This is a genomic window from Flavivirga spongiicola (assembly GCF_030540825.1).
GTDB classification, from domain to species: Bacteria; Bacteroidota; Bacteroidia; order Flavobacteriales; family Flavobacteriaceae; genus Flavivirga; species Flavivirga spongiicola.
The window spans coordinates 3,452,702-3,477,672 of record NZ_JAUOEO010000001.1 but is presented as its reverse complement, the minus strand read 5'-3'; the positions used below and the strand labels follow the sequence as shown (position 1 = coordinate 3,477,672).

Genomic DNA, 24,971 nt, shown 5'->3' with positions numbered 1-24,971 from the left:
GGAATTTGTAGCAATATGCGTATAAATTTCTGTTGTTTTACTAGAATTAAGAATTGCTTAAAAAATTGCAAAAAAAAGACTATCTTTTTAGACAGTCTCAAAAACTAAATAACAGCCCCTTTTGAAGCTATTTTTTTAGTTTTTTATCTATAAATGAAAGAGAGATTTCATGTTATAAAGTAACCTTATTTCTTTTCCAACATTAATACTATAGGAGCCCCTGCATACATCTGCTCTTGATAGTTATAATAAACACCATCTGCTTTGTCGGGCAAAGAAATGGTAATTACCGAACCTTCAGTAGTGGATGTCACTATGGCTTTCTCACCTTTTCTTGGTTTTATCCCTGGCATGGTATAATGGTATGTTCCAGCCTTAAGTGATTGTGATATTTTAAGTATTAATACTTCATTATCCAAGCTATGCATAGGGTCAACCACTGATAACCTAAGTTGAGTACCCAGATCTTTTAGCATTACTAAAGCGGGTTTATCGGTTTCAACCCATTGATCATCCAAGATCGCTTTTCCAGCTTCATAAAACACAACTTGGGTTAAACTTTCTAATGAATGACATAAAGCATGGTATATGCCATCAGAAGCATACGTAGCCGTATTCCCTGTATATTCAGTAAGTATTTCCGGCATGTCTTCTACAGAAACATTAGCAACTAGGACATAGTGATATTTATCTTTTTCAGTAGTCTCCGGGTTTACACCATGATCTATAGCAATAATGTAGTTATCATTTTTTTCAATATTGAGATCTGTTTCTGTAACGTTAATCTCAGTTCCCGTTTTAATGAATAATTTCTGTCCTTGTTTTGGATAAATAAGGTATCCTTTATTATTGTGATGAATCCAAACAGGATTTTTTATTTCCTTCTCGATACTAACACTTTCCCCTGCTTGAATAGAAGTTATCTTGCCATCTATACCATAGGTAATAGCAGATGTAAACCTGGATTGATCAACACAGGTAACTATAAGATCCTCTCCTTTTGCCTGTTCTTTTCTTTTTATATGACTACCTATAGCTGTCCCAAAACCATCAATAAGGTGATATGATTTCAATGCCTCAGCTGCTGTGTACTTGTCAATTGGTTTGTGGTGATACCCAGTAAGACCATAAGTTCCATCTGATAATATTCCTGAAAAGGCATTCCCTCCTGGCATAGAAGCAGAAGCAGGACCTTTAGGCATTGGGTTCGTTTTCCATGCTTCAGTAACGCCAGGCAATACATGCCAATCCATATGTGATAAGACATCTGGAGAATATTCATTTCCATTTACTCGCAGTTGAAATACTCCACTACCTGCATGCCATGATTTTCTTACCTTAGTAAAATCCTCAGCACCAGATGTTCTTACTGACTTATGCTTCACTGAAAAATAATAATTGATGTCATCTTCCTCTTTTCTGTGTACCAAATAATCTGCATTCCAAAATGAGGTAGTTCCCGAAAATTTATGTGTTTTATTTTTAAATGCTTTTTTTAGCTCTTTAAGCTCTTTTTCTCCCTCTATTTTAGTCGTTGGGGATTTACCTGCTAAAACCTGTTTAATTTCCCTTGCTACATGACCAGAACCAAAATCGGAGACATCTGAAGAAAAACTTCTTCCCGCTACAACAAAATCCAAATGATCTTTATAAATCATCCTTCTATATGTATAGCCTATGCGATCAGCAAGAAATTGATAATTTTCATCCTTTAAAGGGTAAGGTGTATTCTTATAATATTCGATAGCATCATTAACTGTAACAAGCCATTCGAAACCATAGGCAAACATGGCCGAATCGGAAGAGTTATGACCTGTATGATGAGATATGGTTCCATCAGGATGAAAACCCGATTGATCATAAAGATGGGTAGGTAATGATAATTTATCACACCAGTTTCTTAAATCCAAAACGACGCCTCGTGGCGACCAGTTGTCGGCAAATGTCATCCCTTCAAATTTTGTCCCATTATAGTAGTCATCGTACCAATAAGGCACATAGGTAATAGGTCTGTTATAATCTGCCCAAAGAATAGGCATCATCATTAATGAACGCATTCTATGACTAATATTGGCATCAGACCAGGCTCCTTCAGAATAATTCACATCAGATATGTTTTTCCATCGTTCTGTAGGATCATCCATAGATCTTCTACCTGGGACTACTGCAAAGAAAAGTTGGTAGAACCGGATTATAGAATTATATACCTCTTGGGCTTCTTCATCCCCATTTTCAATTCCTTTTAAAACTTCTGGCCAAATATGTATTAATGGAGCTGCCAAGGCATCAGTAGTTCTCCAATGATGCGTTACAAAACCATGACCTGCAAATTTATATTCTCCTAACATACTAAAGCCATCTCCTAGTTCGGTTCCTATGGGTTTCCCTTCTATCATCACGTCATTAGGTTCTACAGGTACGCTATTTGTATATTGAATGATTGCCTTATAGATAACACGTTTTAAACGCTCAATCTTCTCAGGGTCACCACTAGGCAAACCAAACTTCTTTGACTTAGCATAAGCATAACCTAATCCTCCTATATGATCGGCTACGTTTCGCCAATCATTTTCCAGTTCCTTTCCACTTTTATATTCTGAAGGATGTTTCCCGTACATAGTAGTAAACGAAAATTGACCATTAGTCCTTTCTAAAAGTGTTATCAGGTTTGAAAGCTTATCATTCTTAAATTTTTTACCATAAAGTCTTTTGTTAGAAAGTGTCTTGGGCGTATAATACGTTACAAAATCTTCCCACATGGTTTTTTCAACAACATGAATAGTTATCTTTTTTGAAGTCAACACCTTTTTTCCTTCCTTTAGTGATATGACGAGATGATGATCTACCGGTATCTTTCCCGTCTTTTTTCTCTTGGCTACTTTTATTACGCCAAAAATTCTTCCCTGACTATCAAAACTAGTTTGGATTTCAAATTTATCTGTATCTGTTTCTGTAATATAAAATTGGTAGTCTTTGGGTATTTTTTCAGTATAGATGTCTTTATTCTTTTTTAAATGTACTTTCCCTAAAACAATGGCTCCTGATTTCTCGCCTACTTTTATATCAAAATAATCGGCGAAAAGCGTTTCTTGGGCAGAAAGGGTGCTTGTTATAAAAAAACTTAATAATATAATTATTGTTTTATTCATTCTATAAAATTTAATTTCTAATTTCTTTTTTACCATGTTATGTCTTTACAATAAACCGTTGTCAATGTATTACATTACCTATTAATTGTTTGTATAAGTTTTTTACAATCTACTTTAAAACCAAGTTTTCCCGGTTTGTAAATTCCATATTTAAAATAAGGGCCATGTAGATCGTTTTTACCAATATTACCTTTCCAATCAGCTACTTTTTCACCATTCATCCATACCTGAATTCCTCCTGATTTTAATACCTCATCAGCTATTTTGCTATACTTACTATATTTAATTTTGACCTTGAACTTGATCCATTCATTAATAGGCACTTCTGATGAAGGTTTTTCAAATACGATGGTGCCATACTTGCCATCTTTTCCTATTAATTGATTGAGATGTATTCCTGGTTTTGGTTTTACCTTAAATGTTGGATTTGAAATTCGATTTGCTTCTGTACGCACCATTAGGTACATATAATCTGGACGAAAATGGAAAGCTGCAATGGGACCTCCTGCAGAATTATCAACAAACCACCCATTTGGTTTATTATCTTTTATACTCATACCTACATTTTTTTCAAAATATACAGTATCCAACATAGCTACAAATTTCTCTTTTGGCAGGTATTGTAAATTTCCTTTTGGATCTTTAACCAACGTACGGTCTGGCCTGCCATGCCATTGAGCAAATATACCCCCTTTTCCTTCAATCATTTTTTCAGGAAATCGTGCTTCCCACTCATAGGTCACCGTTTCTCCATATTGTCCTTCATCATCATATTCATAAGCACTTTTTATTTTTTTCAATAGCTCTATTTCTTCTTGAGAAATATCCTTAAGGTTTTCTTTAGAGCCAAAACAAGGGCTAAATTCTATACGATTTGCATCTCCTGTTGCTTTAAAATGATATATAGGCCCCTTTTTTGTTTCTTCTCTGGTAACTATGCCACTTGGGCTCCTATTCCCGATTACTATAAATCGACCATCAACAATATCACTAGCACTCGCAACATCTTTTTGAGCACTTGACCTGGATGTAATTTCTTTTTCAACATTTAGCTTTTTTGATTGCTTTTTAGTTTGTGCACAAGAAAGCAATGCTATAAGCATAAAAAAACACAGGTAAACTCTTTTCATATATTGATTTTATTTAAAACTGTAATTTCAAAACGTGACAGTTATTTTTGTAAATTTAACTAGATATTAAATTACAGTCATATGATAAATGTTTCTTTGTAAAGGTGTGGATGTTACTTTTTCTATAGTTATTTATTATATACTTTATAAAATAAAATTAGGGTTATGCTTTATTTGTGCTCACAAATATTCATAACCCTAACCTTTTTCTAAAATCTTAAAAACTGGCTTATCTATAAAACCGTTCTTTAACTAATTAGTATTGATTTGTTCTATTTTTTAACAACCTTTACGACTCCAACTGAATCGCCAATGCTAACTTTCATATTATAAATTCCAACACTTAAGCTAGAGATATCCACGTTTGGGTTAGATATGTCGCCTAAGTCTAAATTTAAAACTTCTTTACCTAATAAGGTATATACTTGAACTTGGTTAATAGGCTCATTAGCTTTTAAGTTTATCTTATCTTGGGTTGGGTTAGGAAAGAATGAGAAATCGAATCTTTCTAATGACACGATGTTCAATGTTGGATTGTTGTCAAAAATTATGGCATCAATTGAAACGTTTTCTACAGATGCTGTTGTACTATTATTTGATTGAAAACGAATGGTTATATCACTTATAGATGTTCCCGTCCAGCCTGGATTACTACTGAGATCAAAATTATATGTTTGGGGGTTAGCAGAAATTATAATATTTTGAGTTGTCCATGTACCATCACTATCAACTCTAAATCGAATTCGTCTATCAATTTCCGGACCAGGAGTTGTGCATAATACATGTAAGTATTGTCCATTAGCAGGGTTTAGAGCATTTGGATACTTAGCACCTGGGCTAGTTGTTCCTACATTTGGTGTTAAGGTCATAATACCTCCAGCAACAGCCAGTGTTCCATTAGATGATGTCCAACCTTCTGTGTCAGTATCAGTATCAAAATTAAAGGTCTGAGCATTTACAGACACTTCAAAACCTAATAAAAGACTTAACACAAATATAAAAGTCAAATGTGTCTTAATTGAGTATTTTTTCTTCATAATTATTATAAGTTAAATTAATACTACAATTTAGGAAGTCCTTTAAAAATACGATCCAACTGATGTTACCTATTTAAATGCTATATGTTACATCTATTTATAAGGAGCCTGACTGTTAGTTTAAGCTCTATGTTATTCCTTAATAACTAAAATTTTATTTCCATTTATACCTTTCTCAATCAATACGACTTCCCCATATATCAATTGATTATTTACTTTAAAAAAGTGAGTCTTAGGTGAGGGAGAATTGTGGACTATGAAGAGCGTATATTGTTTATCTTCATAAAAAATACTTACCGCCTCAGCATCTGTGTCTGAAATCAATTCATCTTCACGGTTATATACAGGTGTTTTTTCGAATCGCAATACCGTGGTTTCCGGGAAGTACAACAATGAAATAAAAGAACTGAAACCTTTAGCCCTTTTAGATAATTCAGCACGTTTACTTTTCTTTTTCAGATTGTATTCCGGCGACCACCAGGCATCAACCAACTCGATACGGGTTTCATTTATGGGTTGTATCCTTAGATTATCTTTTGGGTATGTCGTAGACAGTCCATTGTTTTTTATTTCAATAAGGTTGTTTGGAAAATTAAAATATTGCGAATATTTATGGCTCCCGTTGGCAGAAAAGCTATCAAACACCAACCAAATATTTGGTTTCAAAAACAGCATTCTTCTCTTCATTGAAACGGGATCTTTCAATCTTTTATAGGCTGTATTTTCTGCTTCTGCATAATCAAAATCGCTAGTCGATTTTGTATATATCCCTTGCGAACGTGCTTCATATTCATTGGTCCATGAGTTTTTATAAATACTATTAGGCAGATCATCTACTCCCAAAGTATTGTGACTCTTACTGCTCTTGAATAGTCTCCTCCATTCATTATTCACATAGGTATAGCGCCCTCCATCTACCAAATAATCTCTTTGATTGGCAAAAAGTGTAAAATGTAAAATATTATCATGCCCGTGCCCATTCCCTAATTTTTTTAAATGCAGACTGGTATATGTAGCATCTTCTTTCCATGAAGAACGCATATAATAATCTCCCGAACTTTTCTGGTAAGCAGATAAAAAATCTGGCTGAGAGGATGTCATATTTTGGTATGTTCTGTAATTTTCTCTCCCAAGTGTAAAAAAGGTCTCGTAATCTAAGGTCTTTAATGCTCTTGATTTTATAACCTCATCATTAAATATAAAAGAAGCCTGCGTAAGTAACCCTCGTAAATCCGTATCATCACTATCTCCTAACATGGGTTGATGGAAATTTGGTTTTTGCCATTTTATGTTAGCGTATGCCATAGCCTTAGTTTTTTGAACTAAAATTTCTGGAAGTACGATATTTTTTCGCTGTGCAATTAAATTCACATTCATAAAACAATGAAAAAGCTCATTGTGGTACATGGGAGATTGCTCCCATTGACTGCCATCTTCCAGAATTTGTAATTGTATATTATTTGCTAAATGATCAATAGCGTCATGCTGCCATTGAGGGGCCAGCTTAAATTCCGTGAAATAATGGGATAAATTAAACAATCCGTGGAATTCTAAAACACCCCAATTGCTTGTTTTTGAAAAATAGTTATACGAGCTGTTTATATACATGCCATGTTCATACATGGCATTCAGGAATTTCACCAAAAACTCTGGAGTCACATATTTTGATTCTTTAATATATTCAAAAGATTTAATCCAATTTTCACAACGAATACCAGCCTCTATTCTTCTCCACGATAATTTTTTGAGCCTATCTTCTATTGGGTTATTATCAATCCAATGCGCTATTTGGTTAACAAGACCTTTTGCATATTTTTCCTTTCCTGTTAAAAAATAAGTCTTTCCAAGATCAATCCAAAAACGATGTCTGTTAATCATATAACACCACTCAGGATCACCATTGGGAGACGCTGTCCAATTTATCTCTCCCTTAAATTGGTATGGTATATTTGTTTTTTCCATATCCCATTCGTATCGAAACATAAAAGACTTTTTCAATACTTCATTGGCGGTTTTCACCGTTCTATCTACCGCTTCACGGTATTGGGTTTTAATAAAATCAATATCACTCTTAAAAGCCTTTAAATACATATCATCTTTTTTTCGATAATATGTCAATAATGACTCTAATGCAGCCTTCTCATTTCCTTTTTGATAAGCCTCTTTGGTTTCCAATAATTGTGGATTATTCAAATCGAGTCTTTCTAAAACTTGACTCTTTTGAGCTTTAACAGTCTTGAATCCAATTAAGAGAAAAAGAATTACAAAATGATTTATTCTTAAGATCATATTTAGTTATCTATAATTTAATGTCAATTCAACTACAAGCATAATAGTTATCATTCACACCATCTATTTTTGTTTTACTTCTCTTGTAAAAAATGCCTCTGCCATTGCGAGCAATTCTTGCTCAATGGATTTATACTCTTTTTCTCCAAAAAAGTTGGATGTTTCCAAAGGGTCAACACTATAATCATATAGTTCCTGAGCCACAATGTCATCAAGGGTTATGACATCTGTGCTTTTTTTATTATTTCCTATCCAAACGGTATATCTATAGCTTCCGGTTCTAAAGCTATACCCTGTGTTATCTCCTCTAGGATACTGACTAACCGCATATTTCTTTACTTCTTTCTTTGCACCATTCATTATTGGAAATAAACTTTTTCCGTCTAATTCCTCTGGAATATCCACCCCAGATAGTTCGCATAGGGTCGGAAAAATATCCAAAAATTCGGTGGGAGAACTTACTTTTAAAGTTGCATTATTTAAATAGGGTGCGCTTATTATTAAAGGGGAGCGTGTAGCTTGTTCAAAATTAGAATGTTTGTTCCACATACTATGATCTCCCAAATGCCAACCGTGATCTCCCCAAAGCACGATGATCGTATTTTTGTCTAATCCTAATTGTTTTAGCTTTTTTACAATCTTTCCTATCTGAACATCTACAAATGACACGGAGGCGTAATAGCCATGTATTAGTTTTTTTTGCGCATCTGAACTTAATTCCAACAAACCATCTTTTACAATGTAATCTATCTCTGGAGTTTTGTATTTTAACAATTCAAAAGAGTTGTGGTATGCCAAATCTGTGCTCTTTTTCGCTTTTTTCTGGTAAGCACTTAATACCACGTCTTCTCTATTGTACAAGTCCCAATATTTTTTTGGTGCTACAAAGGGTAAATGCGGCCTTTTAAACCCAACAGCTAAAAAGAAGGGTTTTGAACGGTCCTTTGTAACGGTATCTAATAATTTCAAAGCATGAACCGCGATGGCGCCATCTGTATAGGCTTCATCGGGTGCATTACTCGATTCAAAAGGAGGTTTAAATCTATCCTTTGCATATTGAATTACATCCTTAATACCTTTAGATCTGGCTTCTTCTTTAAGTTGGGTATATTTCGCTTTGATCTCTTTATTTTGATAATAGTTTATCTCGGGTTTGCCATATTTCTCTGGATAATCTATATCATATTCTCTTATATATGGAATAGTCCAAGAAACTTTATCTCCAAATTTATCTATGCATCTAAAATCAAAAATTTTACCCGTTATAGCAGTCGTATACCCACTTTCTTTAAAATATTGAGGGATTGTCAAAATATCAGGGTTAACATCTCGCATTCTAGTCTTCAGGTCTCTAACCTTTGTATAATCAGGACGCTTTCCTGTCATTAAACTTGCCCTAGACGGACCACAAATAGCTTGTTGTGTGTGATTATTCAAAAAAATTGTAGCCTTTTCAGATAACTTATCTATGTTTGGTGTAATAGCATAACTATCTCCAAAACTTCCAATAGTCGGTTTTAAATCATCAACAGCAATAAAAAGAATATTTGGTCTTACAGCATCACTGTTTTCCTGTGAACATGCTTGAAATACACAGGAGAAAATGATAAACGAAAACAGATATATATTTTTCATAAAAGTGAGTTTATATCATTATTCATATAATATGACGCCTTCAGGATACTGAAATTGTCTAGATTTTATATTAAGCAATCGTCCTTTTTCTTTATGACTTTCAGGATATAAATCTTTAACGGGTAACTTACCTATGTTTACCATTAAGGAACGAATCTTCAAATAGATACTCATTCTATCATCTTTATTTTTTTCATTTTCAGCCAATAGGTTTTCCAATTTACCCGCTAAAGTTGCCACCCTCTTTTTTTGCTTAGGATACCAGGTCAACGTTTCCAATGCCGAATAGGCGGTATTATCATTATTCTTAAACCTTTCAAATAAAAGAGAAAGTGCTTTGTCATCCTCCGAAATATAACAAAGTGCTTCGGCAGCCATTGTTGAAACTTGAATAACAGAATCTTTTACTACATTTTTCAAAACCAAAGGAACTTCTTTAATGTCTCCTCTTGAAGCAAGGGTATTAAAACCTACCGCTCCCCAATATCTAATATCTGCATGTTTGTTAGATAACAATTTTGTTAGATAAGGTATATCCCTCAAGGTTGGCATACTTGCTTTTTCCGCCGCATCGTACATCTCTTCCAATGGAAAATTAGTTTTTCTAACCCATTTATATAAGCCTTCTTCTTTCTTTCGACCTCCTCTAAAGAAAAAACCTAAATCTTTTGTTTCACGAATATGTTTTGATACCGCTGTTCTTAGCTCTATTAATTTATTCGAATAAATAGGGTTGTCTGCCAGATTATTTAACTCGTTAGGATCTTTATCTAAATCGAATAACATCTCTGACGTTTTTGGTTTAAATGGTTGTAACCAGGTCTCATTGTTACAAGCTCCAGATAAAACATAATTATCCCATGCTAAATTTGCAGGCATCCCCCACTGATACAAATTTCTTAAAGCAAATGGTTTGTGGGGAATATAATTTCTGATGTATTTATATTTACCATCTCTAACTGTTCTTGAAGGATCATAATGATAATTTTCCTGATTGGTTCTAAAACCAAACTGGTACTGTTTTTCTTTATCAGATTCTGGTCCTAAAAAAGGGTGTCCTTGCATAAATCCAGGAATCTCTATACCTGCCAAATTAAGAACTGTAGGAGCAAAATCTTCGAAACCTATTAACCTATCTTCTATGATGCTTTGCTTGATTCCGTATATCTTTTGCCATTTTTCTGGGACATGGACTATATAGGGAACTTTTAAGCCAGATTCAAACGGAAACCCCTTCCCTCTAGGTAAGCAACCTCCGTGATCGCTATAAAAGAAAATGATGGTATTTTCTGCCAACCCTCTTTGTTTTAAATCGTTTAAAAAAGTACGTAACCAAAGATCTACGCCTTTATAGGACTCCAAATGAACAGCCAAATCTGAACGTACGTCTGGTAAATCTGGAACATAATTAGGTAATTGTATTGTCTCCGGATTTATCCCCATTTTCTTGTATCTCCCTCTGTCTTTTGTAATTATAGTGCGCATCCTTCCCATGTGGGTCGCACTTGCATTAAATACAGCAAAAAAAGGCTGGTTTGGTTTTCTTTGTTTACTCCAATAAGTTGCATTGACTCCACATTCATCCCAAAAACTCTTATCATTTAGGATCGTATTGTAATCTGTTTTTGTGTTATTAGTACAAAAATAGCCATGCTTTCTTAGAATCTCTGAGTAAAAGATATGCTGAGGTGTTTCATAATCTTCCCGATGCACATCCATACCATAAGTAGTCGCAAATGAACCTGTTATCAATGTAGATCTTGCAGGTGAACAATGTGGAGCAGTAGAAAATGCATTGGTATATAAAATTCCTCTTTTTGCTAAACTATCGATTGTATGTGTTTTAAAATCGGGATTACCATAACAACTAAGCCCATAAGGGCTTGCATCTTCAAATGTAATACATAGAAAATTTGGTCTCTCTACTATTTGTTTTTCAATAATCTTTTTACCACAAGATACTATGGCCACGATTCCTGTTAAAAGTAGTAAGCGATTTATTAATTTTATCAACACTATTCTTTTAGTTTTAATGATATTCATATTCTTTTAAACACTTGTTTACATAACTATTAATGTTCATCAATCTTAGTTCTCCTGTAACTCTACTACCACATGATTTCCTTTTAAGACCAATGGGATGGCCTCCATGCCAGGTACGTGGTTAAAAATCCGGCCTTTCTCCTTTAAGGTTGGCAAAATTTTGATTGGTTTATTTGTTTTTATGAGCAATGCAGTGCCTTCTTTTTGCACGGTTAATAACGTTCTGGAGGTCTGTTGAAAAGGCTCCTTAGACGATGAAATAATGGGTATTACAAAATGCACCTTATCTTCATTTATGCTATCATGTTGAGCACTTATTTTCACCGAATGTTCTGAAAAAGTATATTGTAGCTTAGCATTTATCTCTCCGCTTTCTGGAGATTTCTGATTTTCATCTACCAATTTTGACTCAATAGTAAATTCAATCTTTTCTTCAGACTCTCGATATTCAATATTAGATTTTAGATCACTTATATTCATAAATTCACCATCCACTGTTTGAAATCTTGCCGTGAGTGAGGTTGAATTTGGATCATAATTGTGCTGCATATTCGGTGTTTCAAACAGTCGATATTTATTCATACTGGAAGCAAGAACGGGCCCCATCTTTTTATGCCATAACATGGACAATGCGCCTCCTGTAGGATGACCATTCTTGAATGAATACTCTTTATCATAGCCCGTTATCGTAGCTTTCCAATGCTCTCCAGAAATCAACCAGGTACCTATATCTGACATTTCTTTTACGCCATATGGGTTTTCCCTTGGCAGCTTCATGTTATCAGGGATATTATCATATTTAACAGGAAGTCCTTTATCCAAAATAGTTGCCAACGCTTTAGCATGGCAAAATGTATGATGAATACAAGGTGAAACGCCATGGGTTTTATAATGTGGCCCTCCATAAAGTATACCATCATGAGTACATGCCTTAAGTAGCTGGGTGTTTTGCAGTGCCGTTTTATAAAATCTAGGATCTTTATCTGCTAATAACCCATAAGCAGTTTGACAGCCATCACTTGTGCGGCTACCCCAATACGACCATTTAAAACTTCGGGTTCCCCAACTATTATCCCACGCTCCATCTGGAAGCATAAACTCCATGTGTGCAGCTAAAAGTTTGTTTACAGCATCTAACACCAAAGTATCTTTGGTTCGCAAACCATACATCACCAACATGGGAAGGGACTCCTCTACATTATAGCCCAAATCAACTGGGTAACAACCTTTGGAGCTGGCTTGATCATTTCCTTTTCCTCTTTCTCCTAATAATAAATTATTCTTAGGAGTTATATAATCAAGTGCCTGATGTGCTAATTTTTTTGAGTGTTCTTTGTATGCTTCATTATTATACAAATCTCCTGATAATGATAATGCGTACGCAGCACTGATTGGATAATTGATATTGGAATACCCGATATGAAAGTTGCTATTAATAAAATCTGCTGCTTTTTTTAACCTTTGCAACCACTGTTGTTTTACGGTTTCCCCTAATAGTTCACCATGGTTCATCAAAGCTTCTCCTAAGGCAATAGCCATAAAAACAGTTGTACCTACCCAATTGGAAACATTAACATCATTAACCCAGGATCCATCTGGTTGACTAACGTTTTTTTCCATCCATTCATACAACGCCATTGCAGACTCTAAATACACTTTCTCTCCAGTATCACTGGCAAGATACATCAATGGATATATAGCCTCTGGGCAGCGTCCGTGAATTCTTGCGCAAGCAGGGCACATTAATCCTCCATAGAGCACTTCTAGATTTTTATTGTTTATTTGATACTTTAGTAAAGTATCTCCCCATTGTTTAAGTAATTCGCTACTCGTCTTCAACAGTAAATCATCATTAAAGGTTACTATCCCAGAATTATATGGCCCCATCGATGGTAACGACATGAACAATAGCCCTCCCATTCCAGCTGTTCTCAAAAATTCTCTACGTTTATTTTCCAATATTTTATTTTTAGAGTAGCTCGCTTACAAACCAAACAAAAAAGCGATGATTTTATATGACCTCCATACTCTTTATCATACTAATATGCTTGGTCAAAGAGGCTTCTACTTTCCATTAATTTCATTTTGTACAAACTATAAGTAAATAGCCTTGTTGACAAGGATTAAAACTTAGCTGAAAATAAGTAAAATCAGTTTTGTAAATTTAGAAATCCCAAAAATTACAATGAAGTATAAATGTTTCTTTATATAGGTCTTAATGTTTCATTTTCTGAGTCTTCCTAAATTTTCAGTTTGAGACAAAATGTTTTTATATCATTTCCCAGTAGACTTGAATGTCTTTATTTTTTAGAAGAATCACGTTCAATCAAATTTGAATCTAATATGATCGTTTGCGTTTTTAGTAACGTCGTTTTATTTTTTACTTGTTTTAGCAATAAATCGGTTGCTATTTTTCCCATTTCAAATCCCGGTTGGTTAATAGTTGTTAAAGCAGGATTAATAACTGTTGAAATTGGTTCATTACTAAAACCTACGATGGCAACATCATCAGGAATTTTAATACCTTCATTTAATAAATATTTCATGGCTCCAATAGCTGCAACATCGTTAGCTGAAAAAATACCATCAAAATCCAGAACATTTTCCAAAAGGCTTTTGGCATTTTCAAAACCATCTTGTTCCATCAATCTAGAGCTTAAAACATAAGCATCCTTGAATGGCAAATTGTTTTTCTTTAAAGCTGCCTTATAGCCATCAAAACGATTCTTATAGATCCCTAATTCTTGTGGTCCGGAAAAATGAACAATATTTTTACATCCTTTGTCTATTAAATGCTGAGTAGCATCAAAACCTCCTTTAAAATCATCAATAAGGACATTATTATTTTCAGGTATACTACAATGTCTATCAAAAAACACAAACGGTATACCACCTTGTTTTAGTCCATTCATATGATCATAATTCATAGTTTCCATAGAGATTGAAATTAATACACCCGCAACTCTATTTGCTGCAAGGCTTTCTAATATATTTTTTTCTCTTTCAAGTTGCTCTAAAGATTGACAAATAATAACATTATAACCAGATTGATAAGCCGCTTCTTCAATCCCCTGAATTGCTGAAGAAAAGAAATGACGTGAAATTCGGGGGACAACAACCCCGATTGTATTTGTAACATTTTTTCGAAGGTTAGAAGCTAAAAGATTACGCTGATACCCTAGTTCTTCTGCTTTTTTAAGAATTTTATCTTTTGTTTTTTTTGTTACTCTCGAACTGTCGTTTAAAGCTCTTGAAACAGTTGAACTATCTATACCTAATGCCTTAGCAATATCATGTATAGTAACCTTGTTTATTTCCATTAAAAATGAGTCTTTTCTTTTCAATATAAAACAAATATAGTAAAAGTTCAAAATACAATCGATTGTATTTTCATGTAAATTGTATATATTTGTAAAAATATATTTCACATAACTTCTAAAATATTACAATGAAAACACAATATAACGTAAGATATGCTGCATCACCTCAAGATGTTAAGTCATATGATACTTCAAGACTAAGAGATGAATTCTTAATTCAGAATTTGTTGGAGCCTAATAAAATAAATTTAGTCTATTCTCATTACGATAGATTTATAACCGGAGGTGTTGTTCCAACTGAGTCAGCTTTAAAGTTGGAAGCGATAGACCCTTTAAAAGCCGATTACTTTCTTGAAAGAAGAGAGCTCGGGATTATAAATGTTGGAGAGACAGGAACAGTAACGGTTGATGGAACTTCTTATGTTTTAGAACACAAAGAAGCACTTTATGTAGGTAAAGGGAATAAGGTTATTGAGTTTTCAAGTAAATCTGAAAATAATCCTGCTCTTTTTTATATGAACTCTACACCAGCTCATATGTCATATCCTAACAAAAAAATTGGTACTGAAGATGTAGAAGTTATCCAATTAGGGGCTCCAGAAACAGCAAATGCAAGAACACTAAGAAAATACATAGTGAATAGCGTTGTTGATGTTTGTCAATTACAAATGGGAATGACTACACTAAAGCCTGGAAGCTCCTGGAATACTATGCCAGCACATGTACATGACAGAAGAATGGAAGTGTATTTTTATTTTGAAGTTCCAGAAGATCAAGCTGTTTGTCACTTTATGGGACAACCCCAGGAAACAAGACATCTATGGATGGGAAATAACGAAGCTGTCATTTCTCCACCCTGGTCAATTCACTCAGGTTCTGGAACTAGTAGCTATAGCTTTATTTGGGGAATGGCCGGTGAGAATCTAGATTACGGCGATATGGATCATTGTAAAATAAACGAATTAAAATAAAATTAAAAAGTAAATATATGTCAATTAACTTATTCGATTTAACAGGAAAAGTAGCATTAGTTACTGGTGCCGTACATGGTTTAGGAATGGCTATGGCAAAAGGACTAGGAAATGCAGGAGCTACATTGGTAGTAAACAATAATACAAGTGGTCCATTAGAAGATGCACTTAAAGAATATAAAGCATCAGGATTGGATGTTCATGGTTATGTGTTTGATGTCACTGATGATGCAGCCGTTGAAGACGCTATAGCAAAAATTGAATCAGAAGTTGGTCCAATCGATATCTTAGTAAACAACGCTGGTATTATTAAAAGAACGCCAATTGTTGAAATGGAAACTAAAGATTTCGAACTGGTAATTAAAGTCGATTTGGTTGGTCCTTTTATTGTCTCAAAATATGTAGCTAAAGGCATGATTGCAAGAGGTGGTGGCAAAATCATTAACATTTGTTCAATGATGAGTGAATTAGGTAGAACTTCAGTAAGTGCCTATGCAGCTGCAAAAGGTGGTTTAAAAATGTTAACTCGTAGTATGGCTACAGAGTGGGCAAGGTTTAATATTCAAACAAACGGAATCGGACCAGGCTATTTTGCAACTAGCCAAACCGCTCCCATTAGAGTAGATGGTCACCCTTTTAATGAATTTATCATGGGTCGTACACCTGCAGGGCGTTGGGGAAATCCAGAAGATTTACAAGGAGCAGCAATATTTTTAAGCTCTAAAGCAAGTGACTTTGTAAATGGTCATGTCGTTTATGTAGACGGAGGCATTTTGGCCACCATAGGTAAACCATCAAACGAAGCATAATAATCTTTAAAATCATTTTCCATGAATACTTATAAATTAGTTACTTGTTTATTGGTAGCGGTATTGTTTTCTTCTTGTTCTAATAAAGAAAAAACACCATCAATTTTGGTAAAAAATACACTAGACACAGAACGGTCATTTGAAACCGTAGAATTAACTAAAAGTCTTTTAAACGCTGAAGACTTAGCTATGATAGGTATTCGAGATAAAGAAACAGGGCAGTTGCAAATTACTCAAACTGTAGATAATGATGGTGATGGTATACTAGATGTCATTTTGTTTCAACCAAATATTGCAGCAAATTCAGAAAAAAAATTTGAACTAATTACGGTTACTGAAACTGAAAAACAAATAGCTCCAGAATATTGTTATTCAAGATTTGTACCAGAACGTACTGATGATTATGCCTGGGAAAATGACCGCGTAGCCTTTAGAGTTTTTGGACCAACAGCCCAAAGACTAAAAGAAGAAAACCAAAAGGGTGGAACACTTTCTAGTGGCGTTGATGCCTGGTTAAAAAAAGTGGATTACCCTATAATTAATAAATGGTATAAAAAGACCACAGAGGGTACGGGAACTTACCATGAAGACACTGGTGAAGGCCTAGACAATTTTCATGTGGGTGTAAGTCGTGGTGTTGGTGGTATAGCTGTTAAAGTTGATAGTACTTATTACTTTTCTAAAAACTATACGCATTGGAAAACGATAACAACAGGTCCATTACGCACCAGTTTTTATTTAGAATATGAAGATTGGAATGCAGATGGCAAATTGGTAAAAGAATCAAGAGTCATAAGTTTGGATTTTGGTAATAATTTTTCAAAGTTTACTATTACATTAGAAGGTATCAATACCATTTCTGCTGGTTTAACATTACATGAAAAAGATGGAGAAGTAATAGGAGACAAATCTGCTGGTTGGGTAAGCTATTGGCAGCCGCATGGTGAATCTGAACTTGGAACTGCCATTATAGCATCAAAAAATACATTTCTTGGATTTGAAAAATATGATATAGATTCAAAAGATTTAAGTAATGCTTATGCGCATCTTAAAGTAGCAAACAATAAAGTAGTTTATTACGCTGGTTTTGGTTGGAAAGAAAGCGGGCAATTTGATACAAAACAAGCATGGGAAAACCATTTAAATCTATTCTCTAAAAAACTACAGAACCCGTTAAGAATTGAAATTATTAAATAAATACTATACAAATAAAAAACCTGAGCAATAATATTATTGCTCAGGTTTAAATAATTATTTCGGTACTAAATAATTAGCTTATTTAGTATTAGTTATGCATCATTTTCAATTAACTTACTTTCTGCTTTTCCTTCATTTTTTCTAACAACATAAGCTCATGCTTAATTTCTTCTTTTCGTTTATTAAACTTTCGAAATTTCTCATCTCTAGCTTCTTGATTTTTAATCCGTTCCTGACGTCTTAATTCATCTTTCCGAGCTTCTCTTTTCTTTTCTTTATTAAGCTTAATTTTTTCCATAGCTACTGACAAATATGAGTAACCATACATACTTAAAAACAATAATGCAACTATGCCTAATATTATATAACCGTTTTCCATCTTTTTTTAAATAAATAATAAAACCTTATTAAATAGTTGAAACCTTAAAAAAAAAGCTACTTTTCTAATAAAACAGCAAACTTTTATATAAAGATAGCTAAAATGACTTCTCTCTTAAAAATAAAAAAGGTAAAGTACTCAAAAAGTAGTTGAATGATCTAATTGGCTAAAAACAGTATATGCAGTTGTTACAAATTAGCTGTTTTTTACTAAAATTTTATTTCAAAGCCTGCTTTTTTCCATCTCGTAATGCCTCCTTCTAAATCATATATTTCTGTAAAACCAGCACGAAGTAATTTTTTACCACTTTTTGCACTACGTCCTCCCGATTTGCAATACAGAATAACAGGTTTTGTTTTATCTAAATTTTTGATATCTGAATCAAAAGTAGTAGAAAACCAATCTATATTCTGTGCTCCATCTATATGCCCTTCTTTAAACTCTTTTGGCGTCCTAACATCTAAAAGCTGTATAGAGTTTTCAATTAAAAGTGTTTGAACCATTTTGGGAGAAACGACTTTTACCACACCTTTAGATGATGATTCTTTACAGCTAGTTGCACTTATGCTAAAAATGGAGCATAAAAATATTATTAACCGCTTCATTTATGCATTATTAATTTAAATCAACCAAATCACCTTCCCACTCCAAAATACCACCTTCTAGATTATAAGCATTCTCAAAACCCAACTCTTCCATGATGGCACATGCTTGTCCACTTCTGTTACCAGAACGGCAGTAAACATAATAATTTTTGCTTTTATCCAGATCTTCGATTTCTGAAATAAACTCTTGTCCTTGGTATATATCAATATGTATAGCATTTGGTATAATACCATCGGCAACTTCAGCATCAGTTCTTACATCTAATACTATGGCGTTATTATCATCAGCCAATTGTGATGCCCATTCTTCTTGTGTTAAATCTTCCATTTTTGTATAATATAATATGTATGTGCAAAATTAATACATCTAAAATTATAGACGAAAAAAAACTGAAGTATTACACTTCAGTTTTTCTATAAATAGTTAATTATACTAAAATTCCTGTTTTGTTCTTAACTTTTATATGATTATTAAGGCTGTATTCGTAAATCTATGATTTCGCTAGGATGCCAATTTCAACAGAAACCTTATTACCATAATGATAAGTTAATACTATGCTTTAATAGAACAACCAATAGCTTTGGTTTCAGTTTGTTTAACTTTCTTTCCTGCTAAAAGAGCATCAACAGCATGCTCAACGTACTTCGTCTTTACTGCTGAAGCATCTTTATAATTATCATCTATGGCTCCAATGTATTTTACAACCTTACCTGCATCTGTTTTTTGCAATAAAAATACATGCGGTGTTTTGGTAGCGCCATATTTAGGATACACTTTTTGCCCTTCATCAATTAAATAAGGGAAAGTAAATCCTTTACTTTTTGCTCGTGCTTTCATAGCTTCCATATTATCTCCAGGTTTAATATCCGGGTTATTAGGCATAATAGCTATTACAGGGTAACCTTTTGAAGCGTACTTTTCGTTTAAAGCAATAATCCTATCTTCATACATAACAGCATATGGACATGTGTTACACGTAAATATTACGATAAAACCTTTTGCATCTTTATAATCTGATAACGACACCATCTTACCGTCTATATTTTTAAGTGAAAAGCCTTCAGCTACATCACCTATTTTGTAACCTTTTCCTGTAGTAGTTGTTTCATACATTGTGAATGCACTTATAAAAAGTACAACGAGTGCCGCCGAAATTATTTGAACTGCTTTTTTCATCTATTTAAAATTTTTAATTAATTCTTAGTAACCTTTTAATTATATCGATTATACTAACCGTTGCTCGTCAAATGCTTATTATGGGATTCCATAATATTTAATTTAAAAAATGTTTAACTTCTGTCTCTAATGCTTCATAAGTAAATGATTGCTCAAAAAATTTATTGTCATCATTTTTATATATAATAGTTGCTGGTATAGATCCAGACCAATCTTTATTTACTTTTGGGATCCATGAATTCATATCCACATCATCTAAGGCAATTACTTTAGATTTTAATTTTCTTTTTTTTATAAATGGTTTTAGCTTAGATTCATATAAATGTGGAAAATCTAAACTCACCAAAATAACTTCAACATTTTTATCATTGTATTGCGAATTTAGCTTTTCAAAATATGGCAACTCTTTAACACATGGCGCACACCAGGTAGCCCAAAAATTAATGACATATATTTTATCATCTTTCTTATTCAAGAATTTTTCAAAACCATTATAATCATAAACCTCTAATACAACATCACTCAAATTCATTTCATCGCTAACTTCCTGCTTAGTGATATCTCGACTATCTGCAACCCTTTTTTTCTCATGCTTGCAACTTGTTATTATCAATATTGCAACAATTAGTAATTTTAATTTCATAACCTTAAATTTAATTAATACTTCAATGTCTATATTATAGTTTAACAAACTTTTATATAAAAAATGTTTCAAACTATTGCGTATTTATATTTTCATTTCTATATTTGAACCAACAAAAAGTAAAAATGAATACAATTTTAAATAATGCTTGGTGGTGGAACTTCAGAAACTTACGTTCGTGAAGGAAACCTAGTATATTTAAAACTTAAAATATCAAAAAAGGCTTGTCATTCACGACAAGCCTTTTTTTAATTAAAAAATTACTGAAATAAATTCAGACTAATGACAAAATATAGTTTATACACACACTACAAAAAAATACTAGCAGACACTATTACGCCTGTAAGTATATATCTTAAAATTAGAGATAAATACCCTAATAGCATATTACTTGAGAGTAGTGACTACCATGCTAACGATAACAGTTTTTCTTATATCTGTTTTAACCCAATAGCTTCTATTAAGGTTGAAAATGACTTCATTAGTCAAATGTTTCCTGACGGAAGTTCATTAGAAAGCAAAATAACGGATCGTATGGATGTCTCTGAAGAAATACATCAATTCACAAAACGATTTGAGGTTAATTCAGACACCGATTTTAAGTTTATAAACAACGGTATTTTTGGTTATTTAGCTTATGATGCTGTACGTTATTTTGAAGATGTTGAGATTTCAAAAAAAGATAATTCAATAAATATCCCTGATGTTTATTATGCGGTTTATCAGAACATCATTGCTATAAATCATCATAAAAACGAAGCCTACATTTTTGCACATTGTCATAATACAGAAAGTAATATTGATGAAATAGATCACCTTATCAAGGTTAAAAATTTTGCTTCATACAATTTTTATTCAAAAGGAGACATCACGTCTAATTTAGCAGATGATGAATATAAAACACATGTAGAGCTAGCAAAAAAACACTGTGCGCGAGGTGATGTATTTCAATTAGTATTATCTAAAAACTTTACACAAGAATTTAAAGGTGATGAGTTTAATGTATATCGCGCATTAAGAAGTATAAACCCTTCACCATACCTGTTCTATTTTGATTACGGAAACTTTAAGATTTTTGGTAGCTCGCCGGAAGCACAACTTATTGTGAGTGATGATAAAGCTGAGATTCATCCCATAGCTGGAACATTCAAAAGAACTGGAAATGATTCTCAAGATGCCGAATTAGCAAAACAATTGGTAAAAGATGATAAAGAAAATGCGGAGCATGTTATGCTAGTGGACTTAGCAAGAAATGATTTAAGCAGACACGGAAGCCATGTTACCGTAGATACTTATAGAGAAGTTCAGTTTTTCTCACACGTTATTCATCTAGTAAGCAAAGTTACTGGCCAAAAACACAAAGACACATCAACTATGCAAGTCGTTGCCGATACATTTCCTGCAGGTACGTTAAGTGGTGCACCAAAGCACAGAGCGATGCAACTTATTGAACAATACGAAAAAACAAGCCGCTCTTTTTATGGTGGGGCTATTGGTTTTATGGACTTTGAAGGTAATTTTAATCACGCCATTATGATTAGAACCTTTTTAAGTAAAAATCACAAATTACATTGGCAAGCTGGTGCAGGGTTAGTTTCAAAATCTAATCCAGAAAACGAATTACAAGAGGTATATAATAAATTAGGAGCATTAACAAAGGCTATTAAATTAGCTGAAGAGATATGAGACGATTGACGTAAATTAAAGAATAAAATATATAAATAGAAACTTAAAATATAAATCAATCTTGAAATTCCGACACAGTCGGAAAAGTCAAAATCAAGAAATAATGAGTGAAGGAATGGAGATGCAAAGCGAAGCTTTAAGCACGTAATTCCGAAAACGAATGATGCTTTAGCAATTTCCTAATTTTGATATGATTTTTTGGTTCGTTTTGTATCAAGACAAAATGAACAAAGAAAAAAGTTTAACTAAAAAGCAGATTCCTGCCTTCGCAGGAATGAAAAAAAATGACGAAAGTATTAGTTATAGATAATTACGACAGTTTTACATACAATCTAGTTCATTATCTAGAAGATTTAAATTGTGATGTCACTGTTGTTAGAAACGATAAATTGGTTTTAGATGATGTAGAACCTTACGATAAAATTCTATTATCTCCAGGACCTGGTATTCCAGATGAGGCTGGTCTATTAAAACCAATTATTAAAAGGTATGCTCCTACTAAAAGTATTTTAGGAGTTTGTTTAGGGCAGCAAGCTATTGGTGAAGTATTTGGAGGGTCACTAATAAACTTAGACGAGGTATATCATGGAGTTTCAACAAATGTGACCATTAGTGTTGATGATGAACCTATTTTTAACGGTTTAGGAAAAAACATAGAAGTTGGTAGGTATCATTCCTGGGTTGTCAACCCTAATTTACCGGATAGTTTGGAAGCCACTTCATTTGATGAAAACGGACAAGTGATGTCTTTGCGCCATAAAGCCTACGATGTAAAAGGCGTACAATACCACCCAGAATCGGTATTAACACCAGACGGAAAAAAAATATTAGAAAACTGGTTGAATAGTTAGCTATCGGTACTAAACAGTATGCAGTGAGCAGTGAGCAGTGCTTACTCAAACGAAAAACACAAATTAATCAAAACATTTCTCTCCTTTTGGGAGAGGTATCGTAAAATGACAGAGAGAGCTTATGAAAAACTTATTAAACAGACTTATTAATCACGAAAGCATCTCAAGTGAAGAAGCAAAACAAGTACTGGTAAACATATCTAATGGTATGTACAACCAAAGTCAGATTGCATCTTTCCTGACGGTCTTTATGATGCGAAGCATCACCCTTGAAGAATTACGTGGTTTTAGAGATGCTTTGTTAGAGTTATGTATTGCCATAGATTTAAAAGACTTTAATGCTATTGATTTATGTGGCACTGGTGGCGATGGAAAAGACACCTTTAACATCTCAACCTTATCATCATTTGTATCTGCCGGAGCTGGCATTAACGTAGCTAAACACGGTAATTATGGAGTATCTTCTGCTTGTGGATCTTCAAACGTTATGGAGTATTTAGGTATTAAATTTTCTAATGATGAAGATTTCTTAAAACGATCTATTGATAAAGCCGGTATCTGTGTTTTACATGCGCCATTGTTCCATCCAGCTATGAAAAACGTAGCGCCTATTCGTCGCGAATTAGGCGTCAAAACATTTTTTAATATGTTGGGGCCTATGGTAAACCCATCATTTCCTAAAAACCAAATGGTAGGTGTCTTCAATTTAGAATTGTTACGTTTATACGGCTATTTATATCAAAATACAGACAAAAATTATAGTATCGTTCATGCATTAGATGGTTATGATGAAATTTCTTTAACTGGAAACACCAAAGTAATTTCTAATAATTCTGAAACGATGTTTTCGCCTGAAGATTTAGGAATATCTGCCATCACTCAAGAATCTATTTTTGGAGGAAATACTGTAGAAGATGCCGCTAAAATATTCATAAATGTTATTCAGGGGAAAGGGACCGAACCTCAGAATAATGTCGTTTGTGCTAATGCTGGTTTAGCCATAGCAACCACGAAACAAATTAGTCATAAAGAAGGGTTTGAGCAAGCAAAAGAGTCGTTGCTTTCAGGGAAAGCAAAAGCGAGTTTAGATACATTAATAGAAATGAGTAAATAATAGTATGCAGAAGTAGTAAGCAGTTTTTCCCACTGCCAACTGAACACTGATTACTGAACACTGAACAATGACAATATTAGATAAAATAGTAAAAGATAAACGTGAGGAAGTTACACTTCGTAAAGGCCTCATTCCAGTAACTCAATTAGAGCAATCTATTTTGTTTGAAAGAGAAACAATTTCTCTTGCTAACAATTTACGACATAGCGACTCAGGGATTATTGCAGAACATAAAAGGCGTTCGCCATCAAAATCAGTAATAAATCAAAGTCTAAACGTTCAAGATGTCGCAAAAGGTTATGAAGATGCTGGTGTTTGTGGTATGTCAGTCTTAACTGATGGAAAATATTTTGGAGGTTCTTTAGACGATTTATTAACTGCCAGGGCAAGTTGTCATTTACCTTTACTCCGTAAAGAATTTATCATAGATGAATATCAATTATTAGAAGCAAAAGCCTATGGTGCAGATGTTATTTTATTGATAGCAGCCATTTTAACCAGAGAAGAAATAAAGCAATTTTCAGAATTTGCAAAACGTTTGAATTTAGATGTTTTGTTAGAAGTTCATAACGAAGAAGAATTACATAAATCTGTGATGCCTTCGTTGGATATGTTAGGTGTGAATAATAGAAATTTAAAAACATTTGAAGTTAGTTTAGAAACTAGCAAAACATTAAGTGCTCTTATTCCAAATGATTTTGTAAAAGTTTCAGAAAGTGGTATTAGCAATATTGAAGCTATTAAAGAATTAAAGCCTTATGGCTATCAGGGTTTTCTAATAGGAGAAAACTTTATGAAAACAGATAATGCAGGTGAAAGTGCAAAACAATTTATAGAGAGTCTCCTCTAACTCCTCCTTTGGAGGAGAACACTTACTCTAATGAAAAAAGAAAGAAGAAACATATCTCAAACAAAAAAAGCCTCCTCTCCTTCGGA

Annotated in this window: 20 protein-coding genes; 7 read left to right on the top strand and 13 right to left on the bottom strand. The window is 33.5% G+C overall.

The window, feature by feature from the left end; translation table 11 throughout:
* Nucleotides 1-185: 185 nt before the first annotated feature.
* From Q4Q47_RS14055 to Q4Q47_RS14020, 8 genes are all read right to left on the bottom strand, one after another.
* Complete coding sequence (locus Q4Q47_RS14055) at nt 186-3,149, bottom strand: polysaccharide lyase family 8 super-sandwich domain-containing protein (protein ID WP_303307280.1); 2,964 nt, start codon at nt 3,147-3,149, stop codon at nt 186-188.
* 74 nt (nt 3,150-3,223) lie between these two features.
* Nucleotides 3,224-4,279, bottom strand: coding sequence for a heparin lyase I family protein (locus tag Q4Q47_RS14050; RefSeq protein ID WP_303307279.1), 1,056 nt, complete (start codon nt 4,277-4,279; stop codon nt 3,224-3,226).
* A gap of 272 nt (nt 4,280-4,551) precedes the next feature.
* The gene (locus tag Q4Q47_RS14045; RefSeq protein ID WP_303307278.1) at nt 4,552-5,316 is read right to left on the bottom strand and encodes a T9SS type A sorting domain-containing protein; all 765 of its coding nucleotides are present in this window, start codon (nt 5,314-5,316) and stop codon (nt 4,552-4,554) included.
* Nucleotides 5,317-5,448: 132 nt separating this feature from the next.
* Entirely contained in the window at nt 5,449-7,605 is a 2,157-nt protein-coding gene (locus tag Q4Q47_RS14040; protein ID WP_303307277.1) for an alginate lyase family protein, read from the bottom strand.
* Between the two features lie 63 nt (nt 7,606-7,668).
* Nucleotides 7,669-9,240: a sulfatase gene (locus tag Q4Q47_RS14035; protein WP_303307276.1), complete on the bottom strand. Its 1,572-nt coding sequence runs from the start codon at nt 9,238-9,240 to the stop codon at nt 7,669-7,671.
* Between the two features lie 18 nt (nt 9,241-9,258).
* Entirely contained in the window at nt 9,259-11,253 is a 1,995-nt protein-coding gene (locus Q4Q47_RS14030) for a sulfatase family protein (protein ID WP_303307275.1), read from the bottom strand.
* A gap of 75 nt (nt 11,254-11,328) precedes the next feature.
* A complete protein-coding gene (locus Q4Q47_RS14025; protein ID WP_303307274.1) occupies nt 11,329-13,242 on the bottom strand; it encodes a prenyltransferase/squalene oxidase repeat-containing protein in 1,914 nt (637 codons plus the stop codon).
* A gap of 341 nt (nt 13,243-13,583) precedes the next feature.
* Complete coding sequence (locus Q4Q47_RS14020; RefSeq protein ID WP_303307273.1) at nt 13,584-14,603, bottom strand: LacI family DNA-binding transcriptional regulator; 1,020 nt, start codon at nt 14,601-14,603, stop codon at nt 13,584-13,586.
* A 128-nt stretch (nt 14,604-14,731) separates the two neighbouring features.
* Here Q4Q47_RS14020 and kduI point away from each other — a divergent pair, with 128 nt between their 5' ends.
* Genes kduI through Q4Q47_RS14005 form a run of 3 tightly spaced genes read left to right on the top strand, consistent with a single transcriptional unit; the run spans nt 14,732 to nt 17,580 of the window.
* A complete protein-coding gene (gene kduI / locus Q4Q47_RS14015; protein WP_303307272.1) occupies nt 14,732-15,574 on the top strand; it encodes a 5-dehydro-4-deoxy-D-glucuronate isomerase in 843 nt (280 codons plus the stop codon).
* Nucleotides 15,575-15,591: 17 nt separating this feature from the next.
* Nucleotides 15,592-16,383 carry a gluconate 5-dehydrogenase gene (locus tag Q4Q47_RS14010; protein ID WP_303307271.1) on the top strand — a complete coding sequence of 264 codons (792 nt, stop codon included), beginning with the start codon at nt 15,592-15,594 and terminating at the stop codon, nt 16,381-16,383.
* A 21-nt stretch (nt 16,384-16,404) separates the two neighbouring features.
* A complete protein-coding gene (locus Q4Q47_RS14005) occupies nt 16,405-17,580 on the top strand; it encodes a DUF4861 family protein (RefSeq protein WP_303307270.1) in 1,176 nt (391 codons plus the stop codon).
* Nucleotides 17,581-17,689: 109 nt separating this feature from the next.
* On the opposite strand, the gene Q4Q47_RS14000 is transcribed toward Q4Q47_RS14005, so the two are convergent.
* The 5 genes from Q4Q47_RS14000 to Q4Q47_RS13980 all read right to left on the bottom strand — a co-directional run bounded on the left by Q4Q47_RS14000 (nt 17,690) and on the right by Q4Q47_RS13980 (nt 20,384).
* Nucleotides 17,690-17,959: a hypothetical protein gene (locus Q4Q47_RS14000; RefSeq protein ID WP_303307269.1), complete on the bottom strand. Its 270-nt coding sequence runs from the start codon at nt 17,957-17,959 to the stop codon at nt 17,690-17,692.
* A gap of 209 nt (nt 17,960-18,168) precedes the next feature.
* Nucleotides 18,169-18,564 (bottom strand): rhodanese-like domain-containing protein, encoded by a 396-nt coding sequence (locus Q4Q47_RS13995; protein WP_303307268.1) that lies wholly within the window; start codon nt 18,562-18,564, stop codon nt 18,169-18,171.
* Between the two features lie 10 nt (nt 18,565-18,574).
* The gene (locus tag Q4Q47_RS13990) at nt 18,575-18,892 is read right to left on the bottom strand and encodes a rhodanese-like domain-containing protein (protein WP_303307267.1); all 318 of its coding nucleotides are present in this window, start codon (nt 18,890-18,892) and stop codon (nt 18,575-18,577) included.
* Between the two features lie 225 nt (nt 18,893-19,117).
* The gene (locus tag Q4Q47_RS13985; protein ID WP_303307266.1) at nt 19,118-19,741 is read right to left on the bottom strand and encodes a thioredoxin family protein; all 624 of its coding nucleotides are present in this window, start codon (nt 19,739-19,741) and stop codon (nt 19,118-19,120) included.
* 97 nt (nt 19,742-19,838) lie between these two features.
* Entirely contained in the window at nt 19,839-20,384 is a 546-nt protein-coding gene (locus tag Q4Q47_RS13980; RefSeq protein WP_303307265.1) for a TlpA disulfide reductase family protein, read from the bottom strand.
* A 282-nt stretch (nt 20,385-20,666) separates the two neighbouring features.
* Here Q4Q47_RS13980 and Q4Q47_RS13975 point away from each other — a divergent pair, with 282 nt between their 5' ends.
* From Q4Q47_RS13975 to trpC, 4 genes are all read left to right on the top strand, one after another.
* Nucleotides 20,667-22,070 carry an anthranilate synthase component I family protein gene (locus Q4Q47_RS13975; protein WP_303307264.1) on the top strand — a complete coding sequence of 468 codons (1,404 nt, stop codon included), beginning with the start codon at nt 20,667-20,669 and terminating at the stop codon, nt 22,068-22,070.
* A 284-nt stretch (nt 22,071-22,354) separates the two neighbouring features.
* A complete protein-coding gene (locus Q4Q47_RS13970) occupies nt 22,355-22,921 on the top strand; it encodes an anthranilate synthase component II (protein ID WP_303307263.1) in 567 nt (188 codons plus the stop codon).
* Between the two features lie 121 nt (nt 22,922-23,042).
* Nucleotides 23,043-24,035 carry an anthranilate phosphoribosyltransferase gene (trpD, locus tag Q4Q47_RS13965; RefSeq protein WP_303307262.1) on the top strand — a complete coding sequence of 331 codons (993 nt, stop codon included), beginning with the start codon at nt 23,043-23,045 and terminating at the stop codon, nt 24,033-24,035.
* A gap of 67 nt (nt 24,036-24,102) precedes the next feature.
* Nucleotides 24,103-24,885, top strand: a complete 783-nt coding sequence (trpC, locus tag Q4Q47_RS13960; protein WP_303307261.1) for an indole-3-glycerol phosphate synthase TrpC — start codon at nt 24,103-24,105, stop codon at nt 24,883-24,885.
* Nucleotides 24,886-24,971 lie beyond the last annotated feature (86 nt).